11 protein-coding genes and 1 pseudogene are annotated in these 15,624 nt (G+C 70.0%); all 12 read left to right on the top strand.

From position 1 onward, the window contains the following. Positions 1 to 287, top strand: a pseudogene (locus tag ACIOC0_RS21370) (hypothetical protein); the annotation flags it as partial. 116 nt (positions 288 to 403) lie between these two features. After that, positions 404 to 2,137, top strand: coding sequence for a TIGR03773 family transporter-associated surface protein (locus tag ACIOC0_RS21365; protein WP_402156749.1), 1,734 nt, complete (start codon positions 404 to 406; stop codon positions 2,135 to 2,137). 103 nt (positions 2,138 to 2,240) lie between these two features. Beyond that, a complete protein-coding gene (locus ACIOC0_RS21360; protein WP_402156748.1) occupies positions 2,241 to 3,809 on the top strand; it encodes an anchored repeat ABC transporter, substrate-binding protein in 1,569 nt (522 codons plus the stop codon). Continuing rightward, on the top strand, positions 3,806 to 4,738 hold the full coding sequence (locus ACIOC0_RS21355) for a TIGR03773 family transporter-associated surface protein (protein ID WP_402156746.1): 933 nt from the start codon (positions 3,806 to 3,808) through the stop codon (positions 4,736 to 4,738). Before ACIOC0_RS21360 ends, ACIOC0_RS21355 begins: the two co-directional genes overlap by 4 nt. Further along, positions 4,735 to 5,514, top strand: coding sequence for an anchored repeat-type ABC transporter ATP-binding subunit (locus ACIOC0_RS21350; protein ID WP_402156745.1), 780 nt, complete (start codon positions 4,735 to 4,737; stop codon positions 5,512 to 5,514). Before ACIOC0_RS21355 ends, ACIOC0_RS21350 begins: the two co-directional genes overlap by 4 nt. Then, on the top strand, positions 5,511 to 6,446 hold the full coding sequence (locus tag ACIOC0_RS21345) for an anchored repeat-type ABC transporter permease subunit (RefSeq protein ID WP_402156744.1): 936 nt from the start codon (positions 5,511 to 5,513) through the stop codon (positions 6,444 to 6,446). Before ACIOC0_RS21350 ends, ACIOC0_RS21345 begins: the two co-directional genes overlap by 4 nt. A 5-nt stretch (positions 6,447 to 6,451) precedes the next feature. Next, complete coding sequence (locus ACIOC0_RS21340; protein ID WP_402156743.1) at positions 6,452 to 7,204, top strand: class E sortase; 753 nt, start codon at positions 6,452 to 6,454, stop codon at positions 7,202 to 7,204. A gap of 180 nt (positions 7,205 to 7,384) precedes the next feature. After that, positions 7,385 to 7,741: a hypothetical protein gene (locus ACIOC0_RS21335; protein WP_402156741.1), complete on the top strand. Its 357-nt coding sequence runs from the start codon at positions 7,385 to 7,387 to the stop codon at positions 7,739 to 7,741. A gap of 124 nt (positions 7,742 to 7,865) precedes the next feature. After that, the gene (locus ACIOC0_RS21330) at positions 7,866 to 9,041 is read left to right on the top strand and encodes a GTP-binding protein (RefSeq protein ID WP_402156739.1); all 1,176 of its coding nucleotides are present in this window, start codon (positions 7,866 to 7,868) and stop codon (positions 9,039 to 9,041) included. 869 nt (positions 9,042 to 9,910) lie between these two features. Then, a complete protein-coding gene (locus ACIOC0_RS21325) occupies positions 9,911 to 10,246 on the top strand; it encodes an SseB family protein (RefSeq protein ID WP_402157157.1) in 336 nt (111 codons plus the stop codon). Beyond that, positions 10,236 to 10,889 carry a hypothetical protein gene (locus tag ACIOC0_RS21320; RefSeq protein ID WP_402156737.1) on the top strand — a complete coding sequence of 218 codons (654 nt, stop codon included), beginning with the start codon at positions 10,236 to 10,238 and terminating at the stop codon, positions 10,887 to 10,889. The genes ACIOC0_RS21325 and ACIOC0_RS21320 overlap by 11 nt, the downstream gene beginning before the upstream one ends. A 2-nt stretch (positions 10,890 to 10,891) precedes the next feature. Beyond that, positions 10,892 to 15,613, top strand: a complete 4,722-nt coding sequence (locus tag ACIOC0_RS21315) for a putative T7SS-secreted protein (protein ID WP_402156735.1) — start codon at positions 10,892 to 10,894, stop codon at positions 15,611 to 15,613. Positions 15,614 to 15,624: the final 11 nt, after the last annotated feature.

Below are 15,624 nucleotides of genomic sequence, written 5' to 3'. Positions count from 1 at the left end.
CCACCAACGGCGGCACCACCAACGGCGGAACAACCGGCGGCGGCCGAACCGGCGGCATCGGCACGACTGGCGCCGTGACCGGCGGGGCCACCGGCGGCGGAAGCACCAGCGGTGGCACCTCGCCCAACGGCGGGCTTGCCCAGACCGGCGCGGGTGTCGCACTGCCTCTCGGCGCCTCGGGTGCGGCTCTCCTGGTGGTGGGTGCGGGCACGGCCGTGTACCTGCACCGGCGCAAGCAGCAGAGCGGGACGGCAGACAGCACGGATCTGCCGACGGCCTCCTCCTGACGGCGGTGGACGGCCCGCCCGGCCCACACCGTCCGGGCGGGCCGTCCGCCCGCGCCCCACCACCACGACGTGGCGACGTGCCGGAGGGCCGTCGCTGGAGAAGGATCACCCATCCCATGACTTCACATCAGAGTGCACGGTGGGCCATAGTCGGAGCCGTCGGTTCCGTGGCCCTCGCCGCGAGCCTGTCCCCCGTGGCCTTCGCCGACGCCGGCGACATCGGTGTCCAGCGAGAGCCCGCCCGGCCGACCGCGACGGCCGGCGTGGTGGTGAGCCTTGAGAACGGACAGGTCGGGCTCGACCTGCGCCAGGAGACGGAGGACGGCGCGCCCCTCCAGGACCGCGCAGGGGCAGACCTCGTCGTCGGCACCGACACCGCGGTCACCGTCCCCGAAGGGGCCGATCACGCCTTCCTCGGCGAGCCGGGGAGCAAGGTCTGGATCCTGGACGGGCAGCAGGCGGGCGCGGCGGCACCGCATTGGGACACCACCGGAGTTCCGGCGGAACAGCTCGCCGAGGACTCCGTCGAATGGGCCCTCACCGGAATCGAGGGCCCGGGCGACCTCAAGGTCTTCCGGACGCCCCAGGACGGCACCGCGACGGAGGCCGGGGTGCACGCCCCCGAGGTGCTCTTCGACAGCACCGACGGACTCCCCGACGCCCAGGCCCTGCGTGCCGCCGACAGAGGTGAGGTCGCCTGGGCCTTCACCCGGCCGGGTGAGTACCGGATCACCTCCAGGGCCACCGCCCACCTTGCGACGGGCCGGACCACCACAGCCGACACCGAGTGGACCGTACGCGTGGAGGACTCCGCACCGCGGGATACCGTCGCGCCGCCGCCTGTCTCCCAGCCGCCCGTCGCCGCCTCTCCCGAGGAGCCGGACGGGGCCGCGGTGACCACCAGCACGCCGAAGGCCCCGCTTCAGGTCCCCGCGGCCAAGGCGGCGGACGCCATCCAGACCCAGAAGGTCGTCATCGACGACGGCCATGTGGACGCCGTCGCCGGAAAGATGGTCGACGGCAAGCTGCGCACCCTCTTCAAGGACAGCCGCAACCCGGCGGACATCGTCTGGCGCGAGCCCTCCTCCGTTGTCCTCCACGTCGACCAGGACGCGAAGGAGAAGGTCCCCGCCAACAGCGCCTACTCCTTCCTCGGGCAGGCCGGAAGCGACTTCTGGCTGATTCCCCAGGTCCAGAAGCAGAGCGTGGTGTGGGCCGGCTGGAACACCGAGGAGCTGGACTCCGGTGACCTCAAGGGCCCCCTCGGCATGAAGCTGACCGAGGTCAGCGGGCCCGGTTCGCTGGCCATCTGGGAGACCGCGGGCCTGGGCAGTGCGAAGGTCTTGTACAACACGAAGGACGGCCTGCCGGACACCCAGAAGGTCAACCTGGGCGTGCACGCCCACGGCAACTGGGGGTTCAGCAAGGAAGGCGTCTACAAGGTGACCTTCCAGTTCAGTGGGACCCTGGCGAACGGGCAGGCCGCCTCGGACACCCGGACCTACACGTTCGCGGTCGGTGACGTCGACCCGAACGACGTGAACCCTGGGGGCGGCACCGGCGACGGCGGCTCAACCGGAGACAGCGGCTCCGGCGGCAGTGGCTCCGGCGGCAGCGGCGGAACCGGCGGTTCAACCGGCGGCAGCGGCTCCGGCGGCACGACGGGCGGTGAATCCGCGACCGACGGGACGTCCGGGGGCGGCAGCCTCGCCCACACCGGCAGCGGGTCGGCGCTGCCGCTGGCCGCCGGCGCCGGGGCTCTGGTGGTCGCGGGCGGCGGCGCTCTCGCCGTGGGCCGCACCAGGCGCCGCCCGGTGCCGGTGCGGACGGACACCGACCCGAAGCAGTAAAGCCGGGTCGGCGCGGCCGAGAGTCCGCACGCCCTTCCTCCGGCCGGCGCCGGTCATCTCCTTGCCCGGCGCCGGCCCCGTGCCTGTTGGGAGTTGCTCCATCATGCGTGTGTCCAGATCCGTCATGCGGACGCTGGCCGCGGCCGCCGTCCTCGGGATGACCGTCACCGGCTGCGAAGGCCATGCCCGGCCCGCCGCCGACTCCGAGAACCCGGACGCGGCGCTGCGGGTGGTGACCACCACCGAGATCCTGGCCGACCTGGTCCGCGAGGTCGGCGGCGACCGCGTCCAGGTGGACTCGATCGTGCCGCCCGGCGGCGACCCCCACTCCTACGAACCCACACCGAAGGACGCCGACGCGGTGTCCAAGGCCGATGTCACCTTCACCAACCACATGCTCCTGGAGGAGCACGCCCTCATCAAGACGGTCGACGCCAACGCCCGCAAGGACACGCCCAACGTCTCCCTGGCCGAGGCGTCGGAGACCTACGGCGCCAATGTCATCCCTCTGGTGGAGGACATCGGTCTGGACGTCCTCTGGCTCGGTCTGCGGGTGCGGGGAGAGGGCGAGGAACGGGGCGCGACCCGCTCCTCGGACATCCTGCTCTCCGCGACCGACGTGGAGGGGCCCGGCGAGCTGATCGCGTATCTCACGGAGTCACTGGGCCAGCCGAACATCTACTTCAACTCGGCGGACGGCTTCTCGGACAAGGACACCGCCAGCCTCCCGCCCGCCGCTCACACCCACCTGAACTGGGCCTTCACCAAGCCGGGCGTCTACAGGCTCAGCCTTGAGGCCAAGCTGAAGAACGGCGACGCCGCCCCGAAGCCGGTGGGCACGGGCACCTTCACCTTCGCGGTGGGCGTAGACCCGCACACCGTCGCCGGCCCCGGCGACACGATCCTCGACGACGGGCACACCGACCTGACCGTCAATATCGACTCGGGCAGGATGTCGGCCTTCACCGACCTGCGCACCAAGGGCAAGGAGCAGGAGGAGATCCCGCCGGGCGACGTCGTCATCGACGTACCCAACCGGGCTCTGGAGAAGGTGCCACAGGAGAAGCGGTTCTCCTTCCTCGGCAAGCCGGGCGCCGACATCCACCAGCTGCCGCAGGCCGTCCTGGGCAAGCACGTCCACGGGGAGATCGACCCGCACCTGTGGCAGGACGTGCAGAACGCCAAAGCCTACGTGCAGTTGATCCGCGACACCCTCAAGAAGGCAGACCCCGAGGGCGCGAAGTCCTACGACGCCTCCAGCCGGACGTACGAGAACGAACTCGACGAGGTGGACAGGTACGTCCGCGAGAAGATCGCGGAGATTCCGGACGACAGGCGTCAGTTGATCACCACCCACGACGCCTTCGGATATCTGGCCGACGCCTACGGCATGACCGTCGCCGGGTTCGTCGTGCCCAACCCCGCGCAGGAACCCAGCGCTGACGACGTCGAGAAGCTCTCGCGCACCATCCAGAACCTGAAGGTCCCGGCCGTCTTCATGGAACCCAACCTGGTACAGCGGGCCACCGTGCTCAACCAGGTCGCCGTGGACCAGGGCGTGAAGGTCTGCATGCTCTACGGCGACGCCTTCGACGAGAAGACCCGGCACTACACCGACATGATGCGGCACAACGCCGACGAGCTCCGCTCCTGCCTCGGAGGCACGAAGTGAACAGCAGACTCCTGCGCGGGGCGGCGACGATCCTCGCCGCCCTCCTTCTCTCCACGGCACCCCCGCTGTCGGCGACGGCCGACGAGTCACCGGCTCCGGGCGCGGAAGCCGAGGCCGCGGCGGAGACCGGAACGGGCCGCACGGTCATCGGTGACGGTCACATCGACATCGGCCCCCGCTTCGACCAGGGCCGCTGGACCGTGCAGATCCGCGACGACACCAGTCATCCCGCCGTCTGGCGGAACACCCGCGACGTCGTGCTGCAGGTGAAGGACTCCGCGAAGATCGAGGTGCCGACGGGCGAGGAGTTCGGCTTCCTCGGCAAACCCGGCGACCGGGTGTGGCTTCTGCCCCAGGTCCAGCAGGAAGGCGTGCTGTGGCCGGGATGGAACAGCCAGGAGCCCAGGATCGCCGCCGAGGTCGAGCGGGAGGTGACCTGGAAGCTCACGGGGGCCGAAGGGCCGGGCGACTTCGTCCTGTTCCTCAACGGAAGCTTCGGCACCCCCACCGTGCTCTTCGACGGACGGAAGAAGCTTCCGCAGGAGACCGGCATCGAGGTCAACACCCACGTCCACGGCAACTGGGCGTTCACCAAGCCCGGCACCTACCTCCTCGACGTGTCGATGAGCGCCAGAACGAAGGACGGCAAGAGCCACGACAGCAAGCGGACCCTCCAGTTCTCCGTCGGCTCCCAGGACCCGGCGAAGGCGTTCGCCGCCAAGACCTCCGCCGATCCCTCCCCGGCGCCGGACGCCGGGGAGCCGACAGCGAGCGAGCCGCCGTCGGACGAGTCATCCGCTCCGCTGTGGTGGGGCATCGGTGCCGCCGCGGCGGTGGCCGCCCTCGCCGTAACCGTCGTGTGGCGACGAGGACGACGTGAGAGGGGCGGCACCACACCCGCCTCCCGTGGGCAAGGAGAGGGCCAGTGACCGACCACCCCACCAGCGGCACCCTTGAGGAGCCCGCGCTCGACGTACGGGGCATCGCCGTGGAGCTGGGCGGCCGGCTCGCCCTGGACGGCGTCGACCTCACCGTGCGCACCGGCGAACTCGTCGGGCTGATCGGACCCAACGGCGCCGGCAAGACCACCCTGCTGCGTGCCGTCCTCGGCCTGCTCACCCCGCACAACGGCAGCGTCCGGCTGAACGGGAAGCCGGCCGAGCGGACCAGGGGCACCGTCGGTTATGTTCCCCAGCGGCACGAGTTCGCCTGGGACTTCCCTCTCTCGGTGGAGAAGGCCGTACTGACCGGGCGGACCCACCGGATCGGCTGGTTGCGGCGCCCCGGCGCCGATGACCGCGCGGCGGTCGAGGAGGCACTGGAGCTGGTCGCCATGACCGGTCTGCGCCACCGCCCCATCGGAGAGCTGTCCGGCGGGCAGCGCCAGCGTGTCCTGGTTGCCCGAGCCCTGGCGCTGCGACCGCGGCTGCTGCTGCTCGACGAACCGTTCACGGGACTCGACGTGCCCACCCAGGAACTCCTCACCGCGCTCTTCCTGCGGCTCCGAGCGCAGGACAAAGCGCTGCTCATGACGACACACGACCTTCCCGCGGCCGCCGACATGGCCACCCGGCTCTGCCTGCTGAACAGGACCGTGATCGCCGACGGTCCGCCCGAGACCCTCAGGGACCCCGCCGTGTGGCTGCGGGCCTTCGGTGTGGCGAAGTCCGACCAGTTGCTGACGTCCCTGGGAGTGACCCGATGAGCGCGATTCTCGACTTCGTCACCGGGCCCTGGGAGCACCTCTTCATGCGCCGGGCGTTCGCGGTGGCCGTGATGTGCGGCATCGTCTCCGGGGTGGTCGGGGCCCACGTCGTGCTGCGCGGCATGGCGTTCATCGGCGACGCCGTGTCCCACTCGGTCTTCCCCGGGGTGGCGATCGCCTTCGTCTTCCAGTTCAACCTGGTCCTCGGCGGGGCCGTGGCCGGTCTGCTCACCGCGCTCGCCGTGGCCGTGTTCTCGCAGAACCGCCGGCTCAAGGAGGACACTGTCATCGGCGTGTTCTTCGCCGCCGCGTTCGGCCTGGGCATCGTGATCCTGAGCACCGCCCCCGGCTACAGCGGATCACTCGAATCGTTCCTGTTCGGACAGATCCTCGGCATCAGTGATCGCGACGTCGTCACCGTGGCGGTGATGGGGCTGATACTGCTCCTCGTGGCCGGCGCCGTGCACAAGGAACTGGTCACCGTCAGCCTGGACCGCGAGACCGCCAAGGCTGTCGGCCTGCCCGTCTTCGTCCTGGACATCGTCCTGTACGCGCTGGTCACCGTCACCGTGGTCATCTCGCTCCAGGCCGTCGGCAACATCCTCGTCCTCGCCCTGCTGATCACCCCCGCAGCATGTGCCCGGCTGCTCACCGACCGGATCGGCGTCATGATGCTGCTCGCCCCGGCCGTCGGCGCCGGCGGCGCGGTGGTGGGCCTCTACCTCTCCTACGCCTACAACCTCGCCGCCGGCGGCCTGGTCGTCCTGGTGGTCACCGGCGTGTTCGTCCTGTGCTGGCTCTTCGCCCCCCGGCACGGTCTGCTGACGGCACGACGTGGCACGAGAGGACCGGGCGGCAGTCCTGCGCCGGTTCCCGAGGACCGGCACGCCGGAGAGGACACCCCGCTGGTCGAGCAGACACCGGCCCGGTGAGACCGGTGCGCCGTATCGTGCAGGGCCTCAGCGACACGGCGATGACATTCGGCGCGCTGATGCTGCTGTTCGCCGTCTACTTGTTGTGGTGGACCAATCACACGGCACAGGCGCAGGCACATGAGGAGGTGCGGCGACTCGAACAGGAGTGGCGCCGGCCTACCGGGGTGGACGGGAGCGGCGGCGGGGCGGCCCCGTCGGCGCCCGGCAAGGGGGCGGGAGCGGTGGCGGACCGGGCTGGAAGCGACGGCGTGAGCCATGCGGACGACACACGGGGTCTGCCCGACGGGCGCCGTGCCCCGGCCCGGTCGCAGACCTTCGGGGTCCTGCGTATCCCGGCCATAGGACTGACTGTCCCCGTCGCCGAAGGCGTCGACAAACACCGCGTCCTCGACCGCGGCTTCGTCGGTCACTACGTCGGCACGGCCCTGCCCGGTCAGCAGGGCAACGTCGCCCTCGCCGCTCACCGCAACACCCACGGCGAACCCTTCCGGCACCTCGACGACGTACGTCCCGGGGACACCGTCACGCTGTCCACCGTGGACGGGGACTTCCAGTACCGGATCGAATCCGTACTGCCCAGCACCAGTCCCGACGACGGCGCGGTCATCCAGCCCCTCCCGAGCAGTGCGGCAAGCCGCCGGGCCGGCTACGACGAGCCCGGCCACTACCTGACCCTCACCACATGTACTCCCGAGTTCAGCTCGCGATACCGGCTGGTGGTGTGGGGCCGCCTCCTCGAAGGCAGTCGAGGGTGAGCGGCCCTCCGGACGCGGAACGCCGGGCGTCGGCCGCAACGGGTGACGGAGCCGAGGCGAATCCTCGGCCCGGCTCCGCGCTGACCGCGCGAAGCGCCGTGGTACTCGCCGAACTCCGGTGCCTCGGCGGCTTCGCCGGCGTTCAGCAACTGCACGCGGCACTCCAGGCCCGCGGCGACCGTGTACCGCACCCTCTCGGCCGCCGAGACCGAGGATCTGGTCGAGGCCGTGCGTGGCACCGCTCGCCTCCACCGGTACCAGCCGCTCCATCACATGCACCACCTGCGGCGCACCGTGTGCGGCGGGGGTGCGTCCTTCGTCTCGCCGGTACTGGAGGAGTGGATCGAGGGCTTGGGACCCCGCTACGGCTTCGTCCATGGGCGTCACGGAGTGAGCGCGACCGGGGTCTGCTCCGAGTGCGTCGGCGACGGACAGCTCTGCCGGGCCCACAGCTTGTCGGCGCCGAAGGGCGCGCACGGCGCTCGTCTCGAGCCGTGCCCCCGGTCGGATGAGTTGCCCGGCAAACGTGATATATAAATGACAACCGTTTTCATTAGAGGGGGTGGGGCATGGCAGAGGTCGTCGACCGGGCAGGATCATCTCCTCCCGGGAGGTCGCACCCCACGGTGCCCCGTGGACGTCCCACGCGATGGAGGACACCGTGACCAAAGGCGTGCTCTGTGTCGTCAGCGGCAACGCTCCGGGCGTCCGTGGCACCGTGGTGGATCAGCTTCTGCACCTGCGTCCGAGCTCGATGGTCCTGGCGGCGTCCCTCGATGACCTCGGCGGCCGGTACCCGGTGGTCCAGCGCTTCGTGACCGACGCCCAGGCGCAGACGGGTGACATCGCCGCCCGCGGCGGGTCGGGCGACCCCGCGGTGATCCTTCGGCAGGATCTGCTGTCACTCCTGCCGACGCTGCGAGGAAGGGCGGAGAGGCCGCACGTCGTCCTCACCCTGCCCGGTGAGCTCGACCTGCTGCCTTTCCTGGTGGAGTTGTGGAGGCCCCGGCTGGGTGGCAGCTCACTCGCCGACCACTTCGAGCCGGGTCCGGTCGTGGTCGGTCTGGAAGCAGCCCCGTTCCTCAAGCAAATGGGCTGTGTACACCGCACGGTACGGCTCTGGGCCGGAGACGGACGTGCCGCCTCCGTGACCCTCGCCGAGGCCGCCGCACGCCAGGTGGAGGCGGCCGACACCCTGTTGATCCCAGCCCTCACCGGCACGCACACCCAACTCCGCAGCGGCGTCGCCGCGCTCGCGGGGCACCTCAACGGTCGTGCGCCGCTGTCGGCTTCGACGGAGCCCGTCACAGCCGTCCCCGTCCATGGCGGCGGGTGGGAGGAGTGGCGTGCACGGCTGGAGCCCGTGAGTGTGCCGCTCATCCGCAGCGGCCGGCACGAGGGCGTGGAATCCGTGCTGTGGCGGTCCCGGAGACCACTGCATCCGGGACGCCTGGCGGACGCGCTGGCGCCGGTGATGAACGGAGTCGTGCGCAGCCGCGGACATCTGTGGCTGTCCTGCCGCCCGAACGCCGTGATCACCTGGCGTTCGGCGGGAGCGCACCTGACGCTGCAGGAATGCGGCGAGTGGCTGCGAGCCGAAGCACCTGACGATTGGACGGCGGCGTCAGCTCAACGGCGCGCCCTCGCTTCCTGGTTCTGGCACGACTACTACGGTGAACGCCGGAACGAGATCGTCTTCACCGGAGTCGACCTGGACGCCCTGGGCATCCGCTCGGCACTGAACACCGCTCTGCTCACCGACGCCGAACTGGCACTGGGGGAAGAGGGCTGGGCCACCTTCCCCGACCCCTTGCTGAGCACCGACGGCACGGCGTGACCGCGGAGCTGTCCGGGACGGGCTCCAGGAGTTGCGGGCGTCACCAGGTCGGCAGCGGATCTCAGTTCCCCACGCGGCGGACGACGAGGATGTGGTCGGTGACCGTGGCAGTCCGCCCACCCGGCCCGGTCGCCCGACGGTCACGAGCCTCCGCCCGTTCGACGGTCCAGCCGGCGTCCGGGAGCTCCATCTCGGCGTAGACCTCGTCCGGCGTGGGGAAGAGGGGGGTGCGGTCCAGCCGCCAGGACCCGGTGCCAGCCCGGCCGCGACCTCTGCCGGCGCCGGGTCGACCCTGCGGTCGACGAGTTGCAAAGTCGATCCGCCCGCTCGAGCCGCTACACGCAGGGAAACAGGTCGAGCAACCCACCCGAACACCGAAACCGCAGGTCAGGCCCCCTTGTTAGCAGGCTCGAGAATCGCCACGCACTCGACATGCGAGGTCATCGGAAAGGTGTCGGCCTGAGTGAGTCATGGAAAGGCCAGGTCAGAGGCGCTTTCCCGGCTCGCTGTGCAGCTTGAAGGCGCCCAGAGCGTCAAACGAGCGTCACGGCGGGCTGGGGCAGGCCTCCTCCGCCCGCTGTCACGGCGAGCTTCCTCGTACCGTGCCGGGTCCGGCACTCCACGTTCTCGGCGGAGGAGGTGGTCCGCGGCTGCGGCCCGGCAAGATGACGAGTCGCGAACGCATCCCCTCGGCGGCGTCGGACCGATGAGCGTCCGGCGAACCACCGGCAGCTGCGCACACGTCCTGACCTACAGTGCCATCAGGCACCAAAAGCGAGGGAGGGGCTGTGGAGGTCAGGACGGCGCTTGCCAAGCGGATCGCCGAGCAGAGAGCGGGTGTTGGTGATCCTCGTGCGCTGGTCGGTGAGATGCGGCGTTCGGTTCTTCTCGTACCGACGGCTGGTGGCGGCCTGTGGTCGTCACGGTCGGGCGGGGTCCGGTGGATCTGTGGATTCACCGACGAAACCGCGCTGGCCCGGTTCGCGTTGCAGCACGGGCCGGATGATCAGCCCATGGACTACGCGGCGTTGCTGGGCGCGCGGATCGTCGACGAGGTCGTGCCGTCCTTGGACGAGCCTGCCGGGCTGGCCGTCGACATCGCCACCGAGGACGGGTCGATGTTCTTCCCGCCGGTCGTCGGCATCGTGCCGGACGCGGTCGCCGTCGACGCCGACGTGAGGGAAGGGCGCGGTCATGGGCGATGAGGGAATGGACATCCGGCTCGGCAGGGAAGCCGTCGCCAAGTTCACGCAGGGCGTCGGCGCGACCATCGACGAGCTCGGTGAACTCGGCGGCGCCACCGGTTCGGTGACGGGCAAGGGCTTCTCGGGACTGTCGATGACCGGGATGGAAGCCGGACATCACGGCCTCTCGGTCGACTTCGAGGACTTCTGCGAGCGCTGGGAGTGGGGTGTGCGTGCCCTGGTCGGCGATGCCGGCGCGCTCGCCAACCTCCTCGGCCTGGCGGCGGGCACCCAGTGGGAACACGACCAGTACGTCGCCGGCGCGCTGAAGGTGGGTGTCAACTCCGTGATGGGCGGCAACCCGCACGCCACCGAGGAGGAGATCACCCGGCAGAACTGGGGCGACGTCTTCACTCCGGACGCCCTGGACCCGGACTGGAGCGCCGAGTCGTGGGACCGGGCCGGTCAGGAGATGGAGCAGACGTGGAAGGACACCGGCCGCACCGTCCTCACCGAGGGACAGGGCGGCCGGCGGTCCGAGATGCTCAACGATGCGCTCGGCATCTCCGACGACGAGTGGAACCAGGCGCTGGACGACACCTTCGGACCGTCGCCCGAGGAGCGCTCCCAGCAGGCGCAGCAGGGTGAGTCCGGGGGGAACTGAAGGTGGGTATAGGCGACTTCATCAGCGACATCACGCCCGACTCGGTCGAGGAAGCGGTCGAGGACGGCGTCGAGTGGGCGGGCAACCGGGTCGAGGACGCCGGGAACTGGACCGCCGACCGGTTGGAGGACGTCGGATGGGATTCCGGTGCGGACTGGGTGCGCGAGAAGTCCCGTTCGGTCGCCAACCGGATGGGCGCCGAGGCCGACGAGATGGACCTCGGGCAGACCGAGGACAAGACCAAGCTGATCTACGGCAGCGCCGACAAGCTCAACGCCACCGCCACGAAACTGCGGGCGTTCCAGAAGGCGTTCGACGACGCCGGCGAGGGGCTCAGGGGCCTGGACTCCTCGCGGCTCAAGGGCGAGACGGCTGAGGCGCTGCGCACGGCCGTGGCCACCCAGCCACCCAAGTGGTTCACCGGTTCCGATGCCTGTGAGAAGGCGGCCGCCGCGCTGGAGGCGTTCGCCTCCACGGTGACCTGGGCGCAGGGGCAGGCGCAGACAGCGATCGACAAGTGGAAGCAGGGCGTCAAAGCCTCCGAGGAAGCCGCCGACGCCCACCGCAAGAAGGTCGACGACTACAACGGCGCCGTCGACCGCTACAACGCGCAGCCCGCCGACAAGCGTGACCCGGCCTCGCTCCCGCCCAGGCCCGCGGCGACGTTCGACGACCCGGGCAAGCAACTGAGGCAGGAGGCGCAGGACATCCTCGCCGAGGCCCGCAAGCAGCGGAACTCGGCGGCGGAGACCGCACGCTCCGCGGTCTCCGCCGCCCGCGACCTGGCCCCCCAGAAGCCTTCCTACGCCGAGCAGTTGGGCGACGGCGTCCAGGAGCTGCAGATCATGGGCGACCATGTCGGCGGCGGCATCATCAAGGGCACGGCCGGCATCCTGAACTTCGTCCGCTCGGTCAACCCCATGGACCCGTACAACATCACCCACCCGGCCGAGTACGCCACATCCCTCAACAGCCTGGCCGCGGGTCTGGTGGTGGCCGCCAACGACCCCGTCGGCACCGGCAAGCAGATGGTCAGCGACTTCATGAAGGACCCGGCCGAGGGCTTCGGCCGGCTGATCCCCGACCTGGCGCTGACGGCCGCCACCGGCGGAGGCGGCGCCGCGGTCAAGGGCATACGCATCGCCGAGGAGGCGTCCGACCTCGCGAAGGCGCGCCGACTGCTGGACGACGCCCCGGAGGGCACCCACAACCGCCCCGACGGCGAGCGCACCACCGGCGGCACCGACCCGGTGGACCTGGCCACGGGCCGGATGTTCCTGCCCCAGACCGACGTCGAACTCCCCGGCATTCTGCCCCTGGTCTTCACCCGGCGAACCGAGTCCGGCTGCGCGGTCGGCCGCTTCTTCGGACCCGCCTGGACCTCCACCGTCGACGAGCGGCTGCAGATCGACGCCGTCGGCGTCGTCCACGTCACCGGCGACGGACTCCTGATCCCGTACCCGCACCCGGTCCCCGGTGCGCCCACCACCCCGGCATCGGGCAGAGCCCGCACCCTGCTGGCCCGCGACGCCGACGGCGACTACACGGTCACCGACCCCGACAGCGGCCTGATCTTCCACTTCACCACCCCGTCCGGCAGCGAACCGGGCGGCGACGGCGTCGCCTGGCTGTCGGGCGTCACCGAACGCAACGGCCACACCATCACCATCGACCGCGGCGAGGACGGCCTGCCACTGGCCCTCGTCCACTCGGCGGGCCACCGGGTGAAGCTGTCCGTCACCGACGGCCTGCTCACCGCCCTGTCCCTGGCCGGCGCGGGCGAAGGCGGCGCGGACCTGCCCCTGATGAGCTACGGCTACCAGGACGGCAACCTCACCACCGTCACCAAGCCCTCCGGCGCCACCACCACCTTCGTCTACGACGACCGCCGCCGCGTCATCGCCTGGATCGACTCCAACAACAGCCGTTACGACTACATCTACGACGACCGCGACCGCGTCGTCGCCGAGGGCGGCGAGGCCGGCCACATCCAGATCACCCTGACCTACACCGAACCCGACCCCGAGACGGGCCACCGCACCACCACCCTCACCACCGCCGACGGGCACGCGACCCGCCACCTCATCGACAACCACTGCCGGGTGATCGCCACCACCGACCCCCTCGGCCACACCACCCGCTCCACCTACGACACCCACGGCAACCTCCTCACACGCACCGACCCACTGGGCCGCACCACCGCCTACACCTACGACGAGGAGGGCCGAGTGGTGTCCGCCACCCGGCCCGACGGGAGCGTGCTGCGCACCGTGCGCGGCCCGTTCGGCCTGCCGGTGGAGGTCATCGGCCCGGACGGCACCCGCACGGTCCACGAGTTCGACGACCGCGGCAACCGCACGGCGGTCACCGACCCGGCCGGCTCCACCACCCGCTACACCTACGACCACGCCGGCCGGCTCACCTCGCTCACCGACGCCCTCGGCGCCACCACCATGGTCCGCTGCGATGCCGCCGGTCTGCCGGTGGAGGTCACCGACCCAGTCAACGGCACCACCCTCGTGGAACGCGACGCCCTCGGCAGACTCGTGCGAAGCACCAACCCGGCAGGCGGAGTCACGAGTTTCGTGTGGGACGCCGACGGCAATCTCGCCCAACGTGTCGAACCGGGCGGTGCCACAACGTCGTGGACGTACGACGGCGAGGGCAACCGTCTCACTCACACCGACGCGGCCGGAGGGGTGACCCGCTTCGAGTACACCCACTTCGACCTGCTCGCTGCCCGTACCTACCCGGACGGCGCCCGCTACACGTTCGAGCACGATGCCGCCCTGCGTCTCACCAAGGTCACCGATCCGCACGGACGCCAATGGACCTACACGTACGACGCGGCTGGGCGACTCATCGCCGAGACCGACTTCGGCGGCCGCGCTCTCATCTACCACCGGGACCCGACAGGTCAGTTGACGGCTCGTGTCGACGCTCTCGGCGGAGTCATCTCCCTCACCCACGATCCACTGGGTCGGCTGATCCGCAAGGACGTCGGAGGTCAGGTCACCGAGTACGCCTACGACCTGGCTGGTCGACTCGTTCACGCTTCTGATCCGGGCACCGAACTCATACGCCGCTACGACCGCTGCGGCCGACTCAAAACGGAACTCGTCGACGGCCGCGCCACCACTTACACGTACGACGCGCTCGGTCGCCGGTCCCAGCGGGTAACACCCACCGGCCACGTCACCGCGTACGCCTATGACGAGGCCGGCCGCCCCGACCACCTGACCGCCGGTGGCCACCACATCTCCTTCACCTACGACGCCGCAGGCCGTGAACTGTCCCGGTCCTTCGGCGACTTCTTTTCTGTGCACTCCGCCTGGGACGAGTCGGGACGGCTGGCCGCCCAGCACCTGACTGCACACGGCCACACCCTCAACAGCCGCGCTTACTCCTACCGCGCCGACGGCCACCTCATCGCACTCGCTGACCGACTCTCGGGCACCCGTGCCTTCGACCTCGACCCGGTCGGCCGCGTCACCGTCGTCACCGCTGACGGCTGGAGCGAGCGTTACGCCTACGACGCGATCGGCAATCAGACCGAGGCGTACTGGCCAGTTTCCCACCCAGGTCACGAGGCCACCGGTCACCGGACGTACGAGGGCACCGCCCTCACTCGCGCCGGAAGCGTCCGCTTTGAGTACGACCTCCTTGGCCGAGTGACTCTGCGCCAGAGGACCCGCTTGTCCCGCAAGGCGGACACCTGGCGCTACACATGGGACACCGAAGGGCGCATGACCTCCGTCGTCACGCCCGACGGGACGCGGTGGCGGTACCTTTACGACGCGTTGGGCCGCCGCACTGCCAAGCAGCGCCTCGCCGCCCACGGCACGACGACCGTTGAGGAGGTTATCTACACCTGGGACGGTGCGGCACTGTGCGAACAGACCATGGCATCTCAGGACATGCCCCATCAAGTGGCCCTCACGTGGGATCACCGCGGCCTGGCGCCGCTGGCTCAAACCGAACGCATCCTCACACCGGGTGCCCGGCGGGAGGAGATCGACCGCCGTTTCTTCGCCATCGCCACCGACCTCGTCGGCACTCCCACCGAACTGGTCGACGAGAACGGTGACATAGCCTGGCGCACCCGGACCACGCTATGGGGCGCCACCGCATGGACCAACGCCGGGACCACCTATACACCGCTCCGATTTCCAGGTCAGTACTACGACCCTGAGACCGGCCTTCACTACAACGTCTTCCGCCACTACGATCCCGCGACGGCCAGTTACCTCACCCCGGATCCTCTTGGTTTGGAACCGGCTCCAAATCCGACGGCATATGTGGTCAACCCACACCTGTGGGCCGACCCGCTGGGACTGTCCCCCTATCCCTCCCGGGTTGAGGGAGGCGGCTGGGACGTGCGCGGCCGCAATCCGCTCGACATCGTTCCCGACGATGCCCAGATGCGGATACTCAAACCGGACCCCAATGGCGGTGCGCAGAAGGGGGTGGAATACAAATGGGAAGACCCCGAGACAGGCAACATGGTTCGCTTGCGTGTGCACGACAAGGACGGCACCGCCCCCGCCGGCTCCAACGCGGCAAACGGAGATATCTACCGAATATCCATCGGGGGCAAATATCAGGACGAGGCAGGGAACCTGTACCACCGACAGGTCCACAACCCGAACAGCCCGCACCACAACTCTGATGCGGCTCACGCCACACATATACCCTGGCCAGCCCAGTTTCCGCTTCCGTACTAGTAACGAACGGG

The organism is Streptomyces sp. NPDC088254 (assembly GCF_044740925.1).
In the GTDB taxonomy this organism is placed as follows: Bacteria; Actinomycetota; Actinomycetes; order Streptomycetales; family Streptomycetaceae; genus Streptomyces.
Note: the sequence above shows the minus strand (reverse complement) of the source record. Positions and strands in the feature narration are given on the sequence as shown.

Coding starts and splice junctions, on each gene's coding strand:
- ACIOC0_RS21360 (WP_402156748.1), top strand. CDS start 2,241: ATGCGTGTGTCCAGATCCGTCATGCGGACGCTGGCCGCGGCCGCCGTC.
- ACIOC0_RS21345 (WP_402156744.1), top strand. CDS start 5,511: ATGAGCGCGATTCTCGACTTCGTCACCGGGCCCTGGGAGCACCTCTTC.
- ACIOC0_RS21320 (WP_402156737.1), top strand. CDS start 10,236: ATGGGCGATGAGGGAATGGACATCCGGCTCGGCAGGGAAGCCGTCGCC.
- ACIOC0_RS21325 (WP_402157157.1), top strand. CDS start 9,911: ATGCGGCGTTCGGTTCTTCTCGTACCGACGGCTGGTGGCGGCCTGTGG.
- ACIOC0_RS21365 (WP_402156749.1), top strand. CDS start 404: ATGACTTCACATCAGAGTGCACGGTGGGCCATAGTCGGAGCCGTCGGT.